The following is a 19,729-nucleotide window of genomic DNA, read 5'->3' as shown; positions in this document are numbered from 1 at the left end:
CGCTATGATCGTTGCGCCCACACCTTCTTCTCAGCCATCTGCATCGCCGCTACCGTCATCTTCTGGCTCGGTAATCAATGAGTCCTGAGCCTAGGCGCCGTCGCGGCGGCGGATGATCTCGACCGCGACGTCGAGATAGACGGCCTGTCCATCAGCTTGAGCCGGTCATAGGCAGCACCCCCGAACGCACCAGATAGCGCACCGCGTTGATCACCTCGCGGAACTCAACCTCGCGCAGTCGGCCGAGACGCCCGGGAGCCGGCATCAGTGGCGCCATCCGTTCCCATTCCTCATCCGTCACATGCGACGGATAGCGCTTCGTCTTCCGGGCCATCCTGGCCATCCGGCCCCGCGGCTCTGGCGTCCACATCCAGAGCTTGAATCATCCCCCCCAACCGGGGAAGCGCCGCATCCGGCAGGCTTGCTCCTTCCAGGCGGTGGTCATGCCCATCTGGAAGTCATGCGGCGTTTGGCACGCGATCCTCTACCAGGCGCGCGGCTGAGCCTGATCAGCAAGAGCGCCCATGCGATCTATTCCGGCACGTTGCCCGGCGTCGGGGCGGGACATTACGCGGCTCAGGATATCTGCATTGATCTCGAAACGTTGTGCCGCGCGGCGACCTGCACGCTCCACGTGGCGGAAATAGCCGGCCTCGACGCGGGGCGCCGGAGCGTCACCTTGGGTGACGGTCGCACTTTCGCCGCGGATGTCATCTCGATCAATGTCGGCGCGGTGACGCCGCAGGCGCCGGAATTCGCCCGCGGCCCTGCGCTTGGCGTCAAGCCCATTGACGATTTCCTGCGGGCCTGCCGCAACTGCTCGATGAGCTGAAGGCGGACCGCGGCCCCAAGGTCTTCGTCATCGGAGCTGGCGCGGCCGGCGTTGAGCTGGCGCTATCCATTCATCATCGGCTGAAGCAGCTCATCGAGAGTGAGGCATGCAGGGATCGGATTCGACTGATCGACGAGGAGGGTGTTCCGACACGTTTTCCCGACAGGGTGCGGCAGAGGCTCGCGATACTCCTCGACCGGCACGACATTGCCTGCGTCACCCGGTCCGATGGGGAGGCCATCGAGCGCCGCCGCGCGCTGGTATGGGCGGCCGGAGTACGCCCCGCGCGCTGGCTCGTGCCATCCGGTCTCGTGCTCGACATTGCCGGATCCGTCCAGGTCGACGCTTACCTGCAATCAACCTCTCATGCAGGTATCTTCTTCTCATGCAGGTATCTTCTGCGCCGGCGACGCGGCCGGCTCCCTCACGGGCGCCCTGCCCGAGCCAGGCATTATTGCCCTGCGGCAAGGCCCGGTTCTGGCGGAGAACCTGCGCCGGTACTCTTCCGGTCAGGCGCTGAAGCGCTTTGCCCCGCCAGCCCACTGGCTCGGTCTCATCTCGACCGGCGATCGTTACGCGGTGGCATCCCGTGGTCGATCGGATTGCCGATACCCACGCCGAACGACTGGAGCCAGAGCGCCATGCTGCCTCGTACGGGGGCCGTCTCCGTCGCGGCAGCCCCCCCCCCCTCCTGCCGTGAGGGGGAGCGAATGCAGCTCCACCCCAGCCAGATGACGTAGGACGCGCCCAGCAGACGCAGGGCCATGAAGGCGATGGGACAGGCGACGAGAACAACGCCCACTTCCACTACCGACATAGTCGCCCGCAGCCCGATTGCGACAAGGTCGCCATGAAGCGCTCCTCGTTTCTAGGCCAATCGGATCTGGAAAATTCCGGGGTTAGGGCTCATTCCGGCGGGGATGCCGGAGAGCCATTCATGAGCGCGATCGGCGGCTTGTTGCCGATCGCGCTGTGCGGCCCGGATCATAGGTGGAAAAATCCAGCTCAAACTGGCCTAAAAAATGCGGATGACGTCACAACCGACGCGGTCACGGTCGACGCTTTCCCGGAAAAAGGGTGCTTACTCCGGCTTGCCGGTCATACTCTCCCTCCCCGGCATGCCGTCCATAAATGGCGGCGTCCAATGCGGCGGTCTCGCACCCGCTCACCGGCAGGCCAAGTTCACGGCGGCGGCGGAGATAGGCTTCGGCCGCGCGGCGAAGGGCGAAGATGTCACCGGAGCGGGCCGCGCGCTTGAGCCGTCGCCGCGTCGGATCGACGGGAGACAGTCGTTGGAGTGCGCGCCGAAGGTCCGCCCGTCGCCGCGGCGCCAGCCCGGGGACGCAGAGGCCAAGCCCGGTCAGGATCCCGAGCGCCACGGCTATCACACCCATCGCCGCTGCCGATGTGGGCAGCCGCGCGGTACCGCTTCGATTGTCATGGAAGCTGGCATAGCCGAAGGGCAGCGCGGGGATTTCCGCCATTCGCATCTCGCGCGTCACCGTGTCGAACCACGGGATGGAGACGGGCGGCAGCACACCGGGCTCTCCTGTCTTGGGGCGCAGATGCCATTCCCAAACCAGCGTCGTCACGGGGCCGGTGGGCGTCGGCAGCATCTCGCGCCGCTCCGGTGCGGCGAAGCTGATCAGCCACGGCTCGCGAAGGACAGGGCGCGGCGGCAGCATATGCGGTAGCGCGCCATCCGCTTTCAGCGTGACACGACGGACCAGGGTCTCGCCGTCGCGTAGCGCGCCCGGCGCGGCCGATAGGGCATCCTCTACCGTGAGGCTCTGGGCGGAAAGCGGCGTGCCCTTGCCGGGATAGGGGGCGACGGCAAGGTTGACCGGAGGCGCCGTCACGTCGCGTGGAGCGCGCAGGTTCTTCTCATCGACCACCGTGAGGTGATGTGTCACCGGCCCGATCGTCAGCGTTCCGGCGTGACGGGGGAAGACGGCGAGGCGCCGCTCGAACACCCGGACGGTGCGCCCGTCGATCTCCTCGTCGCGCCACTGGTCGCGCGCAAGCTGCATCCAGTCGTAATTATCCGAACCGGGGAATGTCAGCGTCTCCAGCGCGATCCGGCTGGTGTATTCGCCCCTCAGCGTCACCGGGATCATTTCGCCGACCACCGGAGGCGCGCCGTCCGGCAGCCGCAGCCGCAGGCTATCCGCACGGGCATCCCCGGCGATCAGGAGCAGAAGCAGGCTGGCCCACCTTACCATCTCTCCCCCTCCTCGGGCCGCAGCAGGCCGAGGCCCGCCCGCCGTTCATATTCCTTGCGCAAGCGCAGACGCAGGAATTCGCCGGGATCGTCGGCGAGCGTTTCCAGCCAGGCATCGGATGCGGCGAACCCGCGCGCCTCGATCGGTTTCTTCCAGGCGGGGTCGGGAGTGCCCGCAAGGGTGGGGCCGTCCGCCTGCGCAGAGGGGCCGAGCCCGCCCGCTCCCGGCAACCGTCCCGGCACGGTGGACTCGCCCGTCGTCTTCGGCACCATCGTGTCGACCAGATCGCGCAGCCGGCGCGCCTCGTCGTCGGACGGGTTGGCGAAGAGCACGGCGTCGAAATAGGCGACGGAGAGCGCATGCCGTCCTGTGGCGGCGAGCGTCAGCGCGCGATTGAAGGTCTGGCTGCGCCCGGCGTCAGCGAAGGCGGCGTCCGCCGCGGCGTAGTCGCCCGCCCGATACAGGGCGAGTCCTCGTGCCGCCGGGTCGTCCAGCACTCGCACGGCCGCGCCGGGCGCGCCGCTGCGCAACAGAAGGCGCCCCCAGGCGGCGGGGCCGGCGACGAGCACGCAGGCGAGGCCAACCACAGCGACGAAAATGAGACGCAGACGCATGGCGGACTTCATGCGCGCCTCCGGAAAAGGCCCAGCAGCGGCACTCCCGCCAGCGCCGCGAGATAGGGGCCGAGGTCGAGGAACGCCAAGGTCGCGAGTGCCGGATCCTGCTCCAGCGTGCCCCGCTGCGAGAGGCGGCGGAGAACGGTTGAGGGGGCCCGGGCAGGAGCGGCGAGGCTTCCAAGCGCTTCAAGAGCCGTGGCATCGGCTGAGCCACCGGCGCGGCCGGTCAAGGTGAGCACGGAAAGCCGTACGCCATCGCCGGCGAGACGTTCCGCCTCCACCTGGGTGGCGCCGTCGATACCGCCCCCATCGGAAATCAGCACGAGATCGGCGTCCCGGCTTGCGTGCAGCATCTGCCGCGCCAGCGCCAGCGCACTGGCGGGGCGGCTGCCACCGTCCGGCATCGTGTCGCGGGCGAGCACGGCGATCTGGCTCTCCAGCGTCGTGGGATCGGCCGTGGGCGCGGCCACCTCATAGGCCTCGCCGGAATAGAGCAGCATCCCGACCGGCCGGCCGGACGCCGCCGTCAACAGAGCGGCGGCGGCGGCCTGCGCATCGGCAAGGGCCGGGCCTTCCGCAACAGACGGCGACATGTCGAGGGCGATAAGAACCGCTCCGCTGCCCGCGAGCACCGGCGCATCCGCGCGCGGCACGGCGGGACCGCACAGACCGAGGCAGAGCAGCGCCGCCGATGCGAAGAGGGCGACGCCCTGGCGCCGACCCCCTCCCCGCATGTGCCCAAGCGCGCGCATCGCCTCGAACATCGCGGGTGGCATCACCCGTTCCCAGCCGCCGGCGGCGGGGCCGCGACGCCACTGCCACAACGCAAGGACGACGAGCGGCGGCACGGCAAGGAGCCACCAGGGACGCAACAGAACGAGCTCGCTCATCTGCGCCTCCACGCGGCGAGCAGCAGCACCAGCGCCAGCGCCGCGCCGCCGGGCCACATCCAGAGCGGGCGCCAGTAGCGCAGCGGCGGGCGCTTCATCGGGTTCGGCTCAAGTTGATCCAGCGTCGCGGCCATGGCTTCGAGATCCGCCAGGCTGCGCACCCGGAAGCTGGTGCCCCCTCCGACATCGGCGATCTCCCGCAAGGCGACGGCGTCCACGGCATCGCGCGAGGCGGGCTGATCCGCGAGATCCTCGGGGCCAAGCGCGATGGTGTGAACCCTCACCCCATGACGGGCCGCGAGACGCGCGACGTCCGTCGCCTGAACCTTGCCGGATGTATCCACCCCGTCCGAGAGCAGGACGACGACCTTCGTGGTGGCCTCGCTCCCCATGATCCGCCGCGTCGCCAGTCCCAGCCCATCCGATATGGCAGTGGAGCGGCCCGAAATGCCCATCTGGGCGACCTCGATGGCGCGGGCCACGGAAGCGACGTCGAAGGTCGGCGGCTGCGCGACATAAGCCCGGTCGCCGAAGATCACCAGCCCGATCCGGTCGCCCTGACGCGCCGCGACGAAGCGGGCGGCGACGCGCTTGACCGCCTCCAGTCGCGAGAGCGGCTTGCCGTCGAGAACGAAGTCCTCCTTCAGCATGCTGCCGGAGAGGTCGAGGGCCAGCAGGATCTCGCGGCCCGAGGCTGTCACCAGCTCGCGCGTCGCCGCGATTTGCGGACCGGCGAGTGCCGCTACCAGCGAAATCCACGCCGCGACGAGAACCGCTTGCCCGGCCCGATCCCCGCCCCCATGCGCCGGCAGCGCCGCGGCAAACGTGCCGGGCGGCACGCGCAGCGCGCTTCTCTCCGGCATCCGCGCAATTGGAAGAAGACGCGCAAGCAGGGGAACGGGAAGCAGCAGCAGCGCCAGGGGAAAGGCGAGAGTGACGGAAGGGATCATCGCCGTGCCCGCCGCGCCTTGAGGGCGATGCGCTCGACGGCTTCCGGCGAGAGTGGCGGCGCGCTGCCATAGGCCATGGCGCGCAGCTCGTCCGGCAGATGGCCGAGAAGACGGCCGATCGCCAGCATCCGCTCCTGCGGCGGCATCCCCCGGGTGGCGCGCAGGAGCGCGCGCCGCGAGGGACGGCGTGCGAGGAAGGGCATCGCCAGAAGCGCCAGCAACGCCGCCGCCAGCAGCCCGGCGCCGAACAGCAGCAGCAGGTCGGCGGCATTCACCTGCATCAGCGACGGCGGCAGGCGACCTTCCGGTAAGGCCATGATGAGCTCAGCCTGCGTCATGATCGACGACCTCAAGGCTGACATTCAGCGGGCGGAGACGCTGCGCCAGCGCCGCGCGGTCGAACGGCCGCAGCTGCGCAAGGCAGGCGAGCGCCCCGGCCTGTATGGGCAGCGCACATTCGGGCGGCGCCGTCTCGATCATGTCCAGCGGTAGCAGCACCCGGACCTGACGGCGGCGGGCGAGCCGGGCCAAAGCGGGCTCGTCTTCCGGCGCGAGGCCATCGGGCCCCGTGGCGATCAGTACGTCACCACCGGGCGGCGAGAGGCGCGCGGCACGGACGAGCGCCTCCTCCAGGGAAGGCGCCCCGCCGGCACCTCGGAGCGCCCGGTCGTGGCGGCTGGCGAGCATATGGCTGATGCGGACCATCTGCGGGACGCCACCGGCCAGCGGCACCGCCGCCACGCCCTCTTCATTGACGCTGATCGCCGCCAGCGATGCCCCCCGCAGCACGGCCTTCCATCCTCGCCGTGCCGCCAGCCGCGCCGCGCGCACCGAGCGCAGCGATGCGCCGGTGCCCCACAGCATCGGCGGCCGGAAATCGACGATCAGCAACAGCGTGTCGTCCCGGTCCTCATGAAAGGTGCGAATATGCGCAATACCGGTGCGGGCAGTGGCGGAAGGGTCGATGCGGCGGGCATCGTCACCCTCGGCAAAGGTACGGATCTCACGCAGATCCATTCCCGCGCCCGGCGCCCTCGTGGGAGCGGCACCCGGCCGACGGGACGCCGGCTGGGTTCGCCCCTTGCCTGGAGCCCCCTCGCGCAGCGCCAGCAACTCGCGGGCATCCAGCCGGATTCCAGGCGCCTCCAGCGCGGGGCTCACCATGGCTCGACCAGGCGCAGGATATCGGCGACGAGCGAGCGCCCGCTGCGTCCCTCACCGATAGCCGACCAGCTTGGTATCAACCGGTGGGCAAGCGCGTCAGGCGCAAGGGCGATGACGTCTTCCGGCAGAACATAATCACGCTCCCTGAGCCAGGCGCGCGCCTGCGCCGCCACGGCCAGCGCCAGCGTGCCACGCGGCGAGACGGGATGTTCCACCCATTGCGCGACGGAGCCCCCAAGCCGGGATGCCATGACGAGCCGGACGATGAAGTCCTTCAACGCGGGCGCCAGATGCACCCGCGCCACCTCATCCTTCGCGGCACGAAGGTCATCGGCCGAGAGCGGGAGGGCGACAAAGGCCGGGACTTCGATCCGCTCGGCGGAGACCAGATCGAGGATGGCGCGCTCCTGCTCGGCCTGCGGAAGGCCAAGCGAGAGATGGAGCAGGAACCGGTCCATCTGGGCTTCCGGCAGCGGAAAGGTGCCCTCGTGCTCGATCGGGTTTTGTGTGGCGACCACCATGAAGGGGTCCGGCAGCGGTCGACTGACGCCGGCGCTCGTCACCTGGCCTTCGGCCATGGCCTCAAGCAACGCCGACTGCACCTTGGGCGGGGCACGGTTGATCTCATCGACCAGCACCAGCGCGTGGAACAGGGGGCCGGGCTCGAAGTCGAAGCCGCCGCTCTCGGGGCGAAACACCTGCGTCCCCGTGAGATCCGAGGGCAGCAGGTCGGGCGTGCACTGGATCCGCGAATGGCTACCGGGAAGGTGAGCGGCGAGCCGCTTGACCGCGCGCGTCTTCGCAATGCCCGGTGGCCCCTCGATCAGCACATGACCGCCGGCGAGAAGGGCGATCAGCAGCCGCTCCACCAGTTCTTCATGGCCTATCAGGCCGGCGGCGACGGCGGCGCCGAGCTGCGCAACCGGATGGCTCATCTCGTTCATGAGGCGGGCTTCCCGTGCCAGAGAACTCGACGTCCAGCATGGGATGGTCCGGCATGGGTCGCCAGAGAGGTCTTCCCGTCCAATCCGGGAAGATCGCCCGTGTCAGAGCGGCAGGCGGGTGACCGCGCGCATGCCATCTTCGGCCGGGGCGAGCTCAAAGCTGCCGCCGAGCGCGTCGACCCGTTCACGGATGCCGAGCAGGCCGTAGCCACTGTTGATCGCGCCGTCATGGCGGGGGGAACCGTCATCGGCGGCGGTCAGCGTGATGGCGTCGCCGACCTCGACGTGCAGAGCGATGTGCGTCGGGGAGCCGTGCCGAATGGCGTTGGTCACGCATTCCTGCGCGATGCGGTAGAGGCTGAGGGCGAGGTCATCAGGCACCGCGTCGATCGGGCCGGCGAATCTCAGCTCGAAACGTACCGCCGGCATGCGCGCGCGCCAGTCGGCAACCATGCGCTCCAGCGCCGGGCGCAGGCCCAGATCATCGAGGTCCGGCGGTCGCAGCCGGGCCAACTCGGCCCGCAGGCTGTCCATCATCTGGCCGGAGATCTCGGCAATGCGGGCCCCGTCCTGCGCCGTACTTTCTCCTGACTGAGCAATCACCGCCGCCATGGCGCGGGTCGCCGCGAGGCACTGGCCAAACTCATCGTGCAACTCGCGCGCCAGCGCCCGCCGCTCGTTCTCCTGCACCGAGAAAAGCCGCCGTGTCAGTTCGGCACGCACGGCCTGCGCCTCCTGCAACACCGCCGCCGTTTCGTTCAAGGCGCGGCTCAACCGGTCGAATTCCGCCACCCGCAGACGTGGCAGGCGAGCGGTGAAATCGCCCTGCTGCAAGCGCTCGATGCCGCGCAACAACAGCCCGAACGGCGCCAGCAGACGGATCATGAGCAGGCCGGTCAGCAGCGCGCCGCCGATGGCCATGCCGACGGCCACCCGCATCAGGTCACCCGTGCGGGCCCAGGCGCGGGTGACGATGACGCCGGGATCGGCAATGGCGGTCACATAGGCGTCCGAGACGTAGCGGGTGCGCACCGGCACGGCGACCGGCACGGGCACCAGGCCGACGCGATCCGCCAGCCAGACGAACCAGTCTGGCGGCGTGTCTGCCGCCAGATAGGGCCCGCAGCGTCGCTGTATCGGCTGGTCGCGGGGGCCGAGTTCGACGCAGATCCCCGGGGCGATCAAGCTCCAGGCCGGAAACTGCTGCCAGTCGCGGAAAACCGGCGTCGGCGCCACGCCGCCGAAAGCCAGCCCCTCGAAGCTGGGCCGGGCGGCGACGGCGTCGGAAACGAGAGTGGCCGTCGACTGTGCGTCGCGCCGCGCCGCGCTCGCCGTGTCCCACAACGCCCACCCCGCCGCGACGAGGACGGTCAGCAGCCCCGCGGCCAGCACCCGCATGACGAGTTGCGGGAGAAGGCCGCGCATCACAGGGCAGGCACGAGGCCGGCGCGCTGCGCCTTGAGCACGAGGTCGGCATCGCCCGACGCGCCCAGCTTGGCCCGGATCTGCGACAGGTTGTTCTGAACCGTCTTTGACGAGAGGTTGAGGTCGCGGGCAATGGCACGTCCGTTCATGCCCCGCATCAGCATCAGAAGAATGTCACGCTCGCGCGGGGTGAGGCCCGCGGTCGGGTCGTCCTCGACCACGGTGCGCGCGAATTCCTGCGCCACGTCCGTGGAAAGTGCGCGCCGCCCGCCCATCACCGTCGCGATGGCGCGGACGAGTTCGTCCGGCGGGCTGGACTTGGAGACGAAGCCGCGCGCGCCGGCAGCCATCGCCTTCTGAGCGAAGACCGCGCCCTGATGCATGGAAACGATGATGATCCGCGCCTGGGGATCGTCGGCGAGGATGGTCTCCACCGCTGAAAAGCCTCCCCCGCCCGGCATGGAGAGATCCATCAGCACGATGTCCGGCCGGTGCTCGACGAAAGCTGCCAGCGCAGCATCGCCGTCGCCGGCCTCGGCCACCACCGAAAGCCCCGACTGGCGTCCGAGCAGGCGGCGATAGCCCTCGCGCACAATCGGATGATCGTCGACCAGGAGAATTCGAATGAGGCCCATGGGCGGACGATAGCGCGGGCCGCTCGGTCGACCAATAGCCTCCACCTGCTAGCCCCGCCTGCGCGCCCGCGCGTGGCTCACCGGCCCGCGCCGTGGACAATACGCCAGCGCTCCAGGCGGGACCGCCCCCTGCCCGACATTGGCACGCAGGTTGGCTTCGGCAGAAGTCCCGCTCCTGATCCCGGCTGTGAAAACAGGCGAGCCGGGTAGAAGCCCCCGTAGGAATACGAGAGGCTTCGAATGCGTCGTTTCGTTGAAGGTCCAGCTCGATCCCGGCTCTGTCTCCTCGTGATCCAGCGCCATGGCATCCACAACCCCTACACCGGCCGTGGCGCCATCAAGGACCTGCTGCCACACGGGCCGCACAATGTCCGCGACGTGCTGGCGACACGCATTCTCAAGAAGACCGGCTCCTACGAGCAGGCGAGCTACGCCATCCAGGACACCCCCGAGATGGTCGCCAGGCACTCCGGGCGTTTTCCCGTGCGGGGTGCGGACGCAGATGATCAGGAGAATGGCGCTGGCGAGCAGATCCGGCCCATATCACCATCGACGGTCAACCGGTTGATGAACGATCTGCGTGCTGCATTGAATGCAGCTGCAGAGAAGCATCGGCGCGAGCTTCCCGCGGGCGTGTTGGCCGAGATCAAGATCGGTACTCGCGCCGTTCCGATCCGGGCGACGACAGCACGCAAGCAGATTCTCACAGGTGCGGAGATCCAAGCGCTAATTGGAGCCGCCTTCGAGGTGGATGATACCGGCGACTTCGGCCGGCTTGTGCTCGTCGCGGCCGCTACAGGCGCGCGCTATTCACAAATTGCCGCCATCCAAGTCCGCGATGTTCAAGAGCGGCAAGCGCGTGTGCTGGTTCCAGGCTCGAGGAAGGGGCGGTCCTTGCGCGCCAAGCCGCCGGCGTCTGTGCCCGTCACGGGGGCGCTCATCGAGCGCCTGCAGCCGGCGCTCGTCGGCGGCATCGGCACTGACCCGCTCTTGCAGCGTTGGGCGTATCGGAAGGTTGGGCCGTTCGAATGGGAGCGCCACCGACGTAGGGCCTGGGGTCCAGCGTACGAGATCGATAAGTGGTGGCGTGCATGCGTTAGTGCGGCCAAGCTTCCGGGCGACACAGTCATGTACGCCCTGCGGCATAGTTCCATTGTTCGCGGACTGACGGCCGGCGTGCCTGTGCGTTTGGTTGCAGCCCTTCATGACACCTCGGTCGAGATGATCGAAGCACATTATTCGGCCCACATCACTGAAGCGACGGATGAAATCGCGCGGCGGGCAGTGCTTGAGCTATAGATTACCCACCTCATCATCGTTGACAATCGTCAGCTTCGGCGGCTACATAAACGTAGTCGCCCTCGCGCTATTCAGGTTTTCCAGGTCCTTCCGGTCTTTTCGAAGCGATGGGAATTAACCCACTGCTCGCGTTTGGAAACTTCCGACGCAGCGCGACCTTGCGGAAGAACCGATGGACATCGCAACGCAAACGGGAGCTTCGCTCCCTTGGCGCGAGCGCGCCTTTCTCACCCTTTCCACCGCCAGTGAGATTGTCGGCCTGTCGCCAGCGACCCTTTATAATCTGGAGAGCGCAGGAAAACTCGATTTCCGGCGCCTGGGTGGTCGGACGCTCGTCACAACCCAGAGCCTCATCGCGCTGGTTGATGGCGCGGCGCGGGAGCTTCCCCGCAAAGAACGAACCGCTAGTGCTTGCGCTGCGCGCTCTAGTCGCGCCCGCGCGGCGTGGCAAGGGTGAGCAGCGATGCGCACTCGTGAACTCAATTCGCGCAGCTTCTTTGCCTTTGCCGATCAAACCCAAGCGGTATTCGACTTTGTCGACGCTTATCTCGACACGGGTTTGACGCTCAATCAGATGCCCGCCAGCTTTCCGGTGACGCCGCAGCTGGTGCATCATGCTAACGGCTTGGAGGCCGGCCTTCGGTGGCTTTTCGTTACCGTTTTGACGGCCGGCGGTGAAGACGTTTCCGGTATCGATGACGTCATTGCCGAATGGCGGGAACGCCAGATTTCATCGCGCGAGAGGCGATCGAGCATGTCAGCCGGCCGCGGCATGCGGCAAGGATACCGAAACAGTGACGCTCTCCGACGAGCCAAGATCGCCTACGGCTTGCACCTGTCGCTTGAGTCGGGGGCCCCGCGCGGTGCTACATCCGCATTCAGGTGCGGCAGCGCGATGATGGGTGGTGCGAGGCAGCAAACCTGTGGTCCGTGCTTGTCGCCCCTCCTGGCAGTGCAAAGTCCCCTATCATTGCGGCCGCGACCGCGCCGCTTCGGACGGTCAACGATCGTTGGCTGGCTCGCGATACGGCGGAACACGCGAGATGGGTCGCCACATCCAAGCGACGCGGAAAGGATGCACCACCCGCCGGCGCAGAGCCCCGCATTCGGCGCACGGTGGTCGACGACATGACGAGTGAGAAGGCGAACCTTCCCGCTGCATCGTTGCGACTATGCGCTGGACGGTGGAGGTTCCGATGCTGAGCGTTTGGGCCACTCTCAGAATGCCCATTCCGCTGGATCGAAGCGCCCGCACCTGCCTCTCTAGCTCGTCGCCCACGGTCGGGCGTCCCAAGCGCTTCCCGTCGGCCCGCGCACGCGCCAAGCCGGCCTTCACTCGCTCCTGAATCATTGCGCGCTCAAATTCTGCGAACACGCCCATCATCTGGAACATGGCCCGCCCGCCGGGCGTGGACGTATCGAGCGCCTGCTGGTGGAGGTACAGGTCGGCGCCGCGGGCGTGCAGCTCGGCTAGGAAGGCGACGAGCTCGGGCATGGATCGCCCGATGCGATCCACGGACCATGCGGCCACCATATCGACCTCGCGCCGTGTGACCGCTTTCAACAGGGCGTCATAGCCTGGCCTGTGCTGGCGGCCCTTTGATCCGGAGACGCCAGCGTCTTCATAGACTGCGCCGACATTCCAGCCGGCGCGCACGGCGACCTCATCCAGCTCTCGGCGCTGGTTCGCCGTCGTTTGGTCGCTTGTCGAAACCCTTAGGTAGAAGGCTACGCGCCTCTGCTTCATGAAAAGCTCCTATGGCATACGTCAAACACATGATTTCCGTACAGAAGGGGCAGCCCCGCGAAACCCTTGAGCCTCAAGGAGGCAAATCGGCGAACTCCGCGGGGCTTTTCGGTATAGGCGAGCGGCGCCATAAAGAGGCAAGGCCCGGGCTTCGGCTCCGGGAAGCGCAACACTCGCGGCCGGGCTGTTAGAAGGTATGGGCTCCGAAGGCGTCCATAGCCTTCTGGCACCGCATACGCACCTGGCGGCTGTCCGTATGCATCGAAATAACCGAAAGCTCATCAACTGCTTCGATGGCCTCTAAGAGATTGTCGTGCTCTATACCCTTGTTCATCTGATTAATGTTCTTCGTAACAGCGGCATCTTCGAGTTTAAGCATCTTCTTGGCGTTCATCGTGTCTATCTCCCGTTGCGATGATTGAATTAAACAATGAGCGTACATTGTCTGTCGATAGAAAAATTGTCGTGTTTTGAAAGTATTATTTCGTATTAAAGTCAGTGTGTTATTTGTTGTCTGTCGATCGTGTGTGATATTTGGCGTAAATGTAGGTCCGTAGGGGACGACGAATTCTACGAAACCGACACGCGGGTGGCGGGTCGTTGCGTTAGCGGCTTATAACGATATGCTGCTGCGTCCGTAGTTGAGCGCTTACTGGCGCATGTTGCTGATGGCCCTGTTCAGCGCGCTGACTATGCGGCTGATCTGGCCTCCATGCCTCGCGCTTGGGAGATCCGGCCCTGTCAGCTGAGCGGCTCGTCGGCCCCGTCCATCGTCTCTAGCGACGTGCCGTGCGGTTACTTCCCGGTCCTGTCCGCACACCCGAGGGGCCGGCCCAGGGCTAACCCACCCCCTGGCGGCAGTCCGGTTTTCAATCTGCTGGGCGCGGGCGCCGCCCGTAGAAAAATGCTCTCCGCTGGAACTTTTGAATGTTGACCGGAAGCAACACTCCGCGCGGGAGCCTTCGTGGTCGCGGCGTGCGCGGCAACAGCAGGGCTGTTTGTACGCGGTAACGGTAGGGCTATCGTCTTTTGAGGCAAGAACTGAAGAAGGCGTCTACGGGATGCAGATCCATCAACATTTCCCCTGTCCTTCACAGGATGAGGACTTCGATGGGTACTTGCCGCCAGATTGCGAACCCCCTGGCCGTCCCAACCCTGCAGTCGAAGCACTCCTGGCCGATTTCGAGCGCATCGCGTCGGGCGTCGAAGTGGCATGGAACGCCTCCAGTGCCATCGCCGCGCTTCAGGAGCCGCTTCGGTGGAAGGCGGTGCCTATCTCCGCGAATGAGCGCGATCAGCTCCTCGCCGCCTTCGCCTTGGTGCGTCAGCATATCCTTGCGCTCTTCTTCGACACTTCCCATCGGATTTTTGCGAACCGCAGCCTCGATGCGGTCGCTGATCTGATCGCTCTTTGGGCAGAGAGCGATGCGGAGCGCGCCGCGCGCCATCGCCACACGCGCGACGATCTAGGCTCAGGACCTATTAATCTGCCTTGAGTTGTGATTCACAGTCTCCCTTGAGGAGGCTGGCATGGGTGATTTGTTCCTGCTGAGCGAGCGTCAGATGGCGCGGATCTCGCCGTTCTTTCCCCTGGCGCATGGCGTGCCACGTGTTGACGACCGCCGCGTGGTGAGCGGCATCGTCTATTCGCCCCGTTCGCGAGCAGGTCGCCCGTATTCGCGACGCCCTGCCGCCGGCCCGGCAGGAGCCGACCGAAGGTCACGCCGCGCCGATGTCCCGTTTCACTCCGGACGGGCTCGCCAGCTTCTTGCGCGGCGTCGACGATACCGCGGATCACATGACGATCGATCAGGCGCGCCAGATGCGCACGCTGGTCGGCGACGCCATCGACGACAAGACGATCCTGCCGGGCGTCCCCGAACGCTACCTCGTTCAGCTGGTTGGCTCGTTGAGCCGCTCCATTGATGCCAGCGTCCGCAACGCCGGAAGCCCGGAGCTCCGCGCCGCGCTCTCGAACGCCAATCGCTATTACGCTCAGAACATCGACGGATTCAGCCGCGTGGGTGTCCGCGAGGCTTATCGTGAGCCGACCCAGTCCGGCTATGTCGAAGACAATCAACTGGTCGCCCGGCTGCTCTCTGGCCGCGGCAAACCTGGCGTCGTGCGTGAGATGCGGGAGACCATGGGGCCGAACAGCCCGGAGTGGGCGGCGACCCGGCGCAACGCGATGGAGCAGATCATCGACGCGGGACGGAACCAGACGCTTTATGGGCGCCGCGTCGTCGACATGAACGGCCTGACCGGTCGCCTCAACAGCCTCGATGACGAGACGGTGAAAGAGCTCTTCGGCGTCGCGGATGGCCTCGACGAGCGAGACCGCCGACTGGGTCACGATGCCATAGCTGGGCGGTGGTGTGGGCGCAAAGCCGCGCGGGGGCAGGATCTTGACGGACTCGACCGAATGGGTGAGCTCGATGAACCGGGTATCGTTCATTGGCTGATCCAGGTCGCCGTGCAGCGCCAGGCTCACAATGCCGGTGCCGTGACCGTCATGACGCTCATGGTCGTCTGAGCCCCAAGCCTCGTCGACCGCCAGGGCGATCGCCAGGCCATCGCTCAGCAAGGGGTGCCCCCCGGCCACGCCCGTGTCCAGAACGCAGACCGTCGGCGCGTCCGTTCGCGGCGGAATGATCCGCCCCGCCAGATCGGCAACAAAGTCGTGCTGGGTCACGCGCCCGTGATCAAGCGTCAGGAAGGGCTCGATTGTGCCCGCACCTAGTCGTACCTCTTCGATCGCGCCAGGCACGCGGGAGGCAAAGGCTAGGGCCTGACGAGCGGTTGCATGGACGAACACCACGGTGGTGTCGGGAAACACCAGTTGCTCGGGATGGACATCGAGCCTCTGGGCGCGAGCTGCCGCAATCACGCCGCGCGGCACGTCTCGCAGGTCCCGGACCCATAGCTCCCACCACCGCGGCGCAGGATCATCAAAATCCGTAACGGACTTGAAGAGGTCGGCGGTGTCGGCCGAGGCGATGCGCTCGACCTTTTCAAATTGTGCGGCGTAAGGACGATCGCGATTGCCCAGGCTGTTTGCTCCGTAGGCTCGCAAGCGTCGGGCAAGGCCCGCTCGCGCATCGTCAGGAACAAAGACGATCGCCTCCTCGGCGCGATCGGCTGTGCGACGTGCGCTGAGCACCACCAGGTCTTGACCCGGGATCTCGAACGCCACGGGGATCTTGCTGGGCCCCTTGCGGTCGGTTTTGGGCGCCTGGGTCTCGATGGCAACGAGCACGCCGGGCTTGAGGCCTTGGATCGCCAAGCGCGGATCGGCACCGGTCGGCGGAAGCCCTGGGAGCGCGTCAACTAGTTGGCGAAGCAGTGTCGCGCCGTGGGCAACATAATCGTCGCGCGCCGGATTCTTCGTGATCTTGAGTTTGGGTGAGGTATAGGCGCCCGTCTTCCTTAAGCGATCAAGCGATAGATGGGATTTGGGGCCGTCGAAGTCCTGCTCAGCCATTGAGCTTTCCGCGCGATTCGGGAGAACCGATCATCGGCGGTTGTGAAGCTTGGTTCAAGACACGGAATGGAAGCGGTCGCGGAAGGCTTTGCGGTCGCGCAGCATGGTGGTCAGATGGTCGGAGGCGATCTCAGACCGGCCGTCGAGGATCGCCTCGCGCACGGCCGAGTCTGCTGCCCGGACAATTTCGCCCTGGCTAAGGCCGCCTAGCTCCTCGCGCAGGCCTTTAAGAACCTTCGCGGCTAGCTTGAATTTGCCTAGCCGCGCCTTGAGAATCACCACGCCCTCATCGGCCGTAGGCAGGTTGTACTCGATCACCTCGTCGAAGCGGCGCGCCAAGGCATGGTCGAGGATCTCGACGTGGTTGGTGGCCGCCACGACGATGCTGTCGGTGCTGTTGGGCTCTTCCATGAAGGACAGCACCGAATTGAGGATCCGGCGCATCTCGCCCACATCGTTTGGATCGCCCCGACGTGCGCCAATCGCGTCAAACTCGTCGATAAGATAGACGCCGCGCATAGCGGCGACCTGGTCGAACACCAAGCGCAGTTTGCCGGCGGTTTCGCCCATGTAACGCGAGAAGACACTTTCGAGCTTGATGGTGAAGAGCGGCAGGCGGAGTTCCGCGGCCAAGGCCGCCGAGGTCATGGTCTTGCCCGTGCCGGGCGGTCCGATTAGCAGAAGATGGCTGGCGGGGGTCTGGCCATGCTCGCGCAGCATCGCGCGCGCTTCTTGCTGACGCACCACGCGCGCGAGCTTCTCAGCCGTGCCGGTGCCTAGGACCATGCTCGAAAGATTGGCCTTGGGGTAGCTGCTGTCGATGATGCCGTGCAACTCGCCGCGCGGTCGGGCCAATGGAATCGGCGCAGCCGTGGAAATCGCAGCGCCGCGTCGCGCGGCGCGCACCCGTTGTACGGCCTTCTTCAGGGCGTCGGCGTCATCGATGTGACCCGCGCGAGCCTCGTTGGCGGCGATTGACAGTGCGATCGACAGTAGGCGCTCTTCATCGCCCTCGGCGTGCGAGTCTAGGAGCGCGAGAATGTGCCGGATCGTCATCGTAGCGCCCCCTTCTCTGTTGTACCTAAAGTCTAACGCGAATCGCGGTTAAGATTGCGTGTGTGCGACCATGCGCGTGCCCTTAGCCGAAAACATGACCTTGGACACGACGATAATCTAGCGCCGCCTCAATAAAGGTCAGTAGGCCGGCGCCAAATCTGTCACTGCGCTGTAACTCGTATCAGCGTCCGCTCTGCGCCGGGGCGCAGGATTCTTCCGGGAAGGGCGTTCGTCCGAGTTCTCTCGCAGTTCCCTCTCGCCTGTAGCGCCCGCGTGACTGAGGGTTGCCAAGTAGGGCTGAGGCACCCGTGACGGTCAGCTTGCCGGAATGAACCGCAGGGTGCCGGCGCGGCGCGTCGGCTTTCCGGTGTCGCTGGTGTGGTTGATGCCGTCCATGACCGGCACCTCGGCGAAATCGAACGGGCTTATGCCGTCGAGGCAGGCGACGTTGACCGCGTACAGGCGCTGGTCGGAGCGGCGCTGATGGTGGGTGTAGATACCGCAGCGCGAACAGAAGAAGTGCTGCGCGGCGCCGGTGTGAAAACGGTAGCTGGTCAGCACCTCTTCCCCCTGCAGTAGCTCGATCCCACCCATTTCAGCCATCACCACCACCGCGCCGCGCATGCGGCAATAGGAGCAGGTGCAGCGACGGATCGAGTTGAAACCCTCGCTGGGCGCCACGGTGAAGCGCACCGCCCCACAATGGCACTGGCCAGATCGCGTATTCATGTCGCTCGCCATGCCGTTCCCTGTCGATGTCTCACGCGGCGCCGGCCTGTGTCGCGCGCTCACTGCCTTGCCAGCTTCGGCCCGAGGGCGAGGGCGAGCGGCAGGTTGACGAGTGCCGCCACGGCGGTTCCCAGCGTCGCGACCACGGGGCCGGCCTGATCGCCTATCGCGCCGAACAGCAGCGGCGACAAGGCCCCCGAGCCGATGACGCCCGTATAGAAAATGGCGAAGGCGCGCTCGGTGCGATCGGCCGGTGCCAGTTCTGGCACGGTGCCGTAGAGCACCGAGGACGTGCCGTTCAGCGTCAGACCGAGCAGCGGCAGGAGAGCCAGCAGCGGCGCGAGCGGCAGGAAGGCGGCGAACGCGATCATGAGCGCGGTGAGCCCCTCGGTGCACAGGGTGACGCCGACAATGCCCCAGCGCTGGGCGAGCCAGCCGCAGACCAGCTTGCCCGCCGCGCCGCCCAGGAAGACCAGCGCGAGGGCTGTGCCGATGAGCGGCTGCGAGGCCCCTTTCAGCTGCAGCAGGAAGGGCAGGAAGGTGAGGAAGCCCATGCGCACGCCGGTGTCGATCACGCCGATCGCCAGCAGCAGCGGAAAGCCGTTTCCGCCGCGCGGCGGCGCGGAACGCTGGGCGGGAGGAGGTGGGGCGGGCGCGATCTTCGGCATGGAGACGGCAATGAGGCCGGCGACCACGATCCCCGCCAGCGCCAGCAGCCAGAGTGAGGGGCGCCACGGCGCGAAGGACAGGCCAAAGGCAAGCGCCGCCGGAATGATCGCCTTGCCGAGGTCGCCGCTGAAATTATAGGTGCCGAGCGGCCCGCGCGCCGCCGATCCATAGGCGCGGGATACCGCGCTGGAGGCGATGGGATGCTGGACGCTGGAGCCAGCCCCGGCGAGGAACAGCGCCGCGCAGAGCCCCAGCGCGCCGCCGCTGAAGCCGGCCAGGCCATAGCCGGCCGCGGCGATCAACGTGCCGAGGATCAGCACCGCTCGCCCACCCATGTGGTCGGCGAGCCAGCTCGCCGGCACCTGCAGCGCGGCCATGGCCCCGGCATAGAGCCCGCGCAGCAGCGCGAGCGCGACATAGTCGAGCCCGAACTCGGCCCGCCAGACCGGGAGCAGCACATAGATCGCGTCGGTGTAGCCATCGTGCAGCGCGTGGGCCAGGCCGGAGAGGGCCAGGGTACGATGGCGGGTGCTTGGCTGCGCGGGTGGCAGCTCCGATGGCTCAGCTGAAGGGGCGATGTTTGATGAATTTCTCACGTCAGCAGTGTGGGCCTGCTGGAGTTCTCCGCGCAAACGACTAATTTGACGAGATGATGTCAGATAAACTCACATGAAGGCACCCTCGAAGGGCCGACCTCTGCCGCCGCTCAACGCCGTGCGGGCGTTCGAGGCGGCGGCGCGCCGGTTGAGCTTCAAGGACGCCGCGGCGGAACTCGGCGTCACGCATGGCGCAGTCAGTCGGCAGATAAGGCTTCTGGAGGAGTGGCTAGGACCGCCGGCGCTGTTCCGCCGCCTCAGCCACGGGGTTGCCCTCACTGGGGAAGGCCGGGCCCTGCTCGCCGACATCCAGCCCGCGCTGGAGCGCATCGCCGGGGCGGCGGCGCGTCACGGCCGGGAAGCCAACGGGACGGTTGTCCTAGGAGACATACCCATAAACGGGCTTCCCCGCGGGCCGGGGTTCTGATTCATTGATCTCAGCCCTGGAGGTTGAGATGGCTCGCTTTGACCTG

At 66.7% G+C, this 19,729-nt stretch carries 19 protein-coding genes and 5 pseudogenes; 7 read left to right on the top strand and 17 right to left on the bottom strand.

All coding sequences use genetic code 11. From position 1 onward, the window contains the following. Positions 1-178: 178 nt before the first annotated feature. Positions 179-370: pseudogene (locus tag QOZ99_RS21895) on the bottom strand (transposase); the annotation flags it as partial. Between the two features lie 90 nt (positions 371-460). Here QOZ99_RS21895 and QOZ99_RS21890 point away from each other — a divergent pair. Together QOZ99_RS21890 and QOZ99_RS22355 are read left to right on the top strand one after the other, a co-directional pair. Continuing rightward, positions 461-832, top strand: coding sequence for an NAD(P)/FAD-dependent oxidoreductase (locus QOZ99_RS21890; protein WP_306892117.1), 372 nt, complete (start codon positions 461-463; stop codon positions 830-832). After that, positions 808-1,572, top strand: coding sequence for an FAD-dependent oxidoreductase (locus QOZ99_RS22355; protein ID WP_370876915.1), 765 nt, complete (start codon positions 808-810; stop codon positions 1,570-1,572). The genes QOZ99_RS21890 and QOZ99_RS22355 overlap by 25 nt, the downstream gene beginning before the upstream one ends. Positions 1,573-1,881: 309 nt before the next feature. Here the strand turns inward: QOZ99_RS22355 and QOZ99_RS21880 are convergent, their stop codons facing one another. The 9 genes from QOZ99_RS21880 to QOZ99_RS21840 all read right to left on the bottom strand — a co-directional run bounded on the left by QOZ99_RS21880 (position 1,882) and on the right by QOZ99_RS21840 (position 9,679). Then, complete coding sequence (locus QOZ99_RS21880) at positions 1,882-3,054, bottom strand: hypothetical protein (protein WP_306892115.1); 1,173 nt, start codon at positions 3,052-3,054, stop codon at positions 1,882-1,884. Beyond that, complete coding sequence (locus QOZ99_RS21875; RefSeq protein WP_306892114.1) at positions 3,048-3,680, bottom strand: hypothetical protein; 633 nt, start codon at positions 3,678-3,680, stop codon at positions 3,048-3,050. Before QOZ99_RS21875 ends, QOZ99_RS21880 begins: the two co-directional genes overlap by 7 nt. Further along, positions 3,677-4,561, bottom strand: coding sequence for a vWA domain-containing protein (locus QOZ99_RS21870; RefSeq protein WP_306892113.1), 885 nt, complete (start codon positions 4,559-4,561; stop codon positions 3,677-3,679). The genes QOZ99_RS21875 and QOZ99_RS21870 overlap by 4 nt, the downstream gene beginning before the upstream one ends. After that, positions 4,558-5,511 (bottom strand): VWA domain-containing protein, encoded by a 954-nt coding sequence (locus QOZ99_RS21865; RefSeq protein ID WP_306892112.1) that lies wholly within the window; start codon positions 5,509-5,511, stop codon positions 4,558-4,560. Before QOZ99_RS21865 ends, QOZ99_RS21870 begins: the two co-directional genes overlap by 4 nt. Next, entirely contained in the window at positions 5,508-5,849 is a 342-nt protein-coding gene (locus tag QOZ99_RS21860) for a hypothetical protein (RefSeq protein WP_306892111.1), read from the bottom strand. The genes QOZ99_RS21865 and QOZ99_RS21860 overlap by 4 nt, the downstream gene beginning before the upstream one ends. Beyond that, entirely contained in the window at positions 5,836-6,528 is a 693-nt protein-coding gene (locus QOZ99_RS21855) for a DUF58 domain-containing protein (RefSeq protein WP_306892110.1), read from the bottom strand. The genes QOZ99_RS21860 and QOZ99_RS21855 overlap by 14 nt, the downstream gene beginning before the upstream one ends. 140 nt (positions 6,529-6,668) lie before the next feature. Continuing rightward, entirely contained in the window at positions 6,669-7,619 is a 951-nt protein-coding gene (locus tag QOZ99_RS21850) for an AAA family ATPase (RefSeq protein WP_306892109.1), read from the bottom strand. Between the two features lie 102 nt (positions 7,620-7,721). Then, positions 7,722-9,017 (bottom strand): histidine kinase, encoded by a 1,296-nt coding sequence (locus tag QOZ99_RS21845; protein ID WP_306892108.1) that lies wholly within the window; start codon positions 9,015-9,017, stop codon positions 7,722-7,724. A gap of 26 nt (positions 9,018-9,043) precedes the next feature. Beyond that, a complete protein-coding gene (locus tag QOZ99_RS21840; protein WP_306892107.1) occupies positions 9,044-9,679 on the bottom strand; it encodes a response regulator in 636 nt (211 codons plus the stop codon). 285 nt (positions 9,680-9,964) lie between these two features. Here QOZ99_RS21840 and QOZ99_RS21835 point away from each other — a divergent pair. Beyond that, positions 9,965-10,159: pseudogene (locus QOZ99_RS21835) on the top strand (hypothetical protein); the annotation flags it as partial. Between the two features lie 886 nt (positions 10,160-11,045). Here the strand turns inward: QOZ99_RS21835 and QOZ99_RS22385 are convergent. Then, a complete protein-coding gene (locus QOZ99_RS22385) occupies positions 11,046-11,594 on the bottom strand; it encodes a hypothetical protein (protein ID WP_306892106.1) in 549 nt (182 codons plus the stop codon). Positions 11,595-11,860: 266 nt separating this feature from the next. Between QOZ99_RS22385 and QOZ99_RS22345 the strand changes: the two are divergent. Continuing rightward, positions 11,861-11,980: pseudogene (locus tag QOZ99_RS22345) on the top strand (DUF3987 domain-containing protein); the annotation flags it as partial. On the opposite strand, the gene QOZ99_RS21825 reads toward QOZ99_RS22345, so the two are convergent. Both QOZ99_RS21825 and QOZ99_RS21820 read right to left on the bottom strand, forming a co-directional pair. Beyond that, complete coding sequence (locus QOZ99_RS21825; protein WP_306892105.1) at positions 11,979-12,725, bottom strand: recombinase family protein; 747 nt, start codon at positions 12,723-12,725, stop codon at positions 11,979-11,981. The pseudogene QOZ99_RS22345 and the gene QOZ99_RS21825 overlap by 2 nt on opposite strands. A 187-nt stretch (positions 12,726-12,912) precedes the next feature. Next, positions 12,913-13,119, bottom strand: coding sequence for a hypothetical protein (locus QOZ99_RS21820; protein ID WP_306892104.1), 207 nt, complete (start codon positions 13,117-13,119; stop codon positions 12,913-12,915). Positions 13,120-13,786: 667 nt separating this feature from the next. Between QOZ99_RS21820 and QOZ99_RS21815 the strand changes: the two genes are divergently transcribed. Together QOZ99_RS21815 and QOZ99_RS21810 are read left to right on the top strand one after the other, a co-directional pair. Next, positions 13,787-14,221 (top strand): hypothetical protein, encoded by a 435-nt coding sequence (locus QOZ99_RS21815; RefSeq protein ID WP_306892103.1) that lies wholly within the window; start codon positions 13,787-13,789, stop codon positions 14,219-14,221. A 34-nt stretch (positions 14,222-14,255) separates the two neighbouring features. Then, a pseudogene (locus QOZ99_RS21810) lies at positions 14,256-14,384 on the top strand (IS5/IS1182 family transposase); the annotation flags it as partial. Between the two features lie 679 nt (positions 14,385-15,063). Here the strand turns inward: QOZ99_RS21810 and QOZ99_RS22340 are convergent. The 4 genes and pseudogenes from QOZ99_RS22340 to QOZ99_RS21790 all read right to left on the bottom strand — a co-directional run. Next, positions 15,064-16,206: pseudogene (locus tag QOZ99_RS22340) on the bottom strand (S8 family serine peptidase); the annotation flags it as partial. 54 nt (positions 16,207-16,260) lie between these two features. Then, the gene (locus tag QOZ99_RS21800) at positions 16,261-17,262 is read right to left on the bottom strand and encodes an AAA family ATPase (RefSeq protein WP_306892101.1); all 1,002 of its coding nucleotides are present in this window, start codon (positions 17,260-17,262) and stop codon (positions 16,261-16,263) included. Positions 17,263-17,577: 315 nt separating this feature from the next. Continuing rightward, positions 17,578-18,003: a GFA family protein gene (locus QOZ99_RS21795; RefSeq protein ID WP_306892100.1), complete on the bottom strand. Its 426-nt coding sequence runs from the start codon at positions 18,001-18,003 to the stop codon at positions 17,578-17,580. Between the two features lie 47 nt (positions 18,004-18,050). Continuing rightward, positions 18,051-19,238 (bottom strand): MFS transporter, encoded by a 1,188-nt coding sequence (locus QOZ99_RS21790; RefSeq protein WP_370876914.1) that lies wholly within the window; start codon positions 19,236-19,238, stop codon positions 18,051-18,053. Between the two features lie 91 nt (positions 19,239-19,329). Between QOZ99_RS21790 and QOZ99_RS21785 the strand changes: the two genes are divergently transcribed. Then, positions 19,330-19,683, top strand: coding sequence for a LysR family transcriptional regulator (locus tag QOZ99_RS21785; protein WP_370876912.1), 354 nt, complete (start codon positions 19,330-19,332; stop codon positions 19,681-19,683). Positions 19,684-19,729 lie beyond the last annotated feature (46 nt).

The sequence above is a fragment of the Ancylobacter amanitiformis genome, from assembly GCF_030814815.1.
GTDB classification, from domain to species: Bacteria; Pseudomonadota; Alphaproteobacteria; order Rhizobiales; family Xanthobacteraceae; genus Ancylobacter; species Ancylobacter amanitiformis.
Note: the sequence above shows the minus strand (reverse complement) of the source record. Positions and strands in the feature narration are given on the sequence as shown.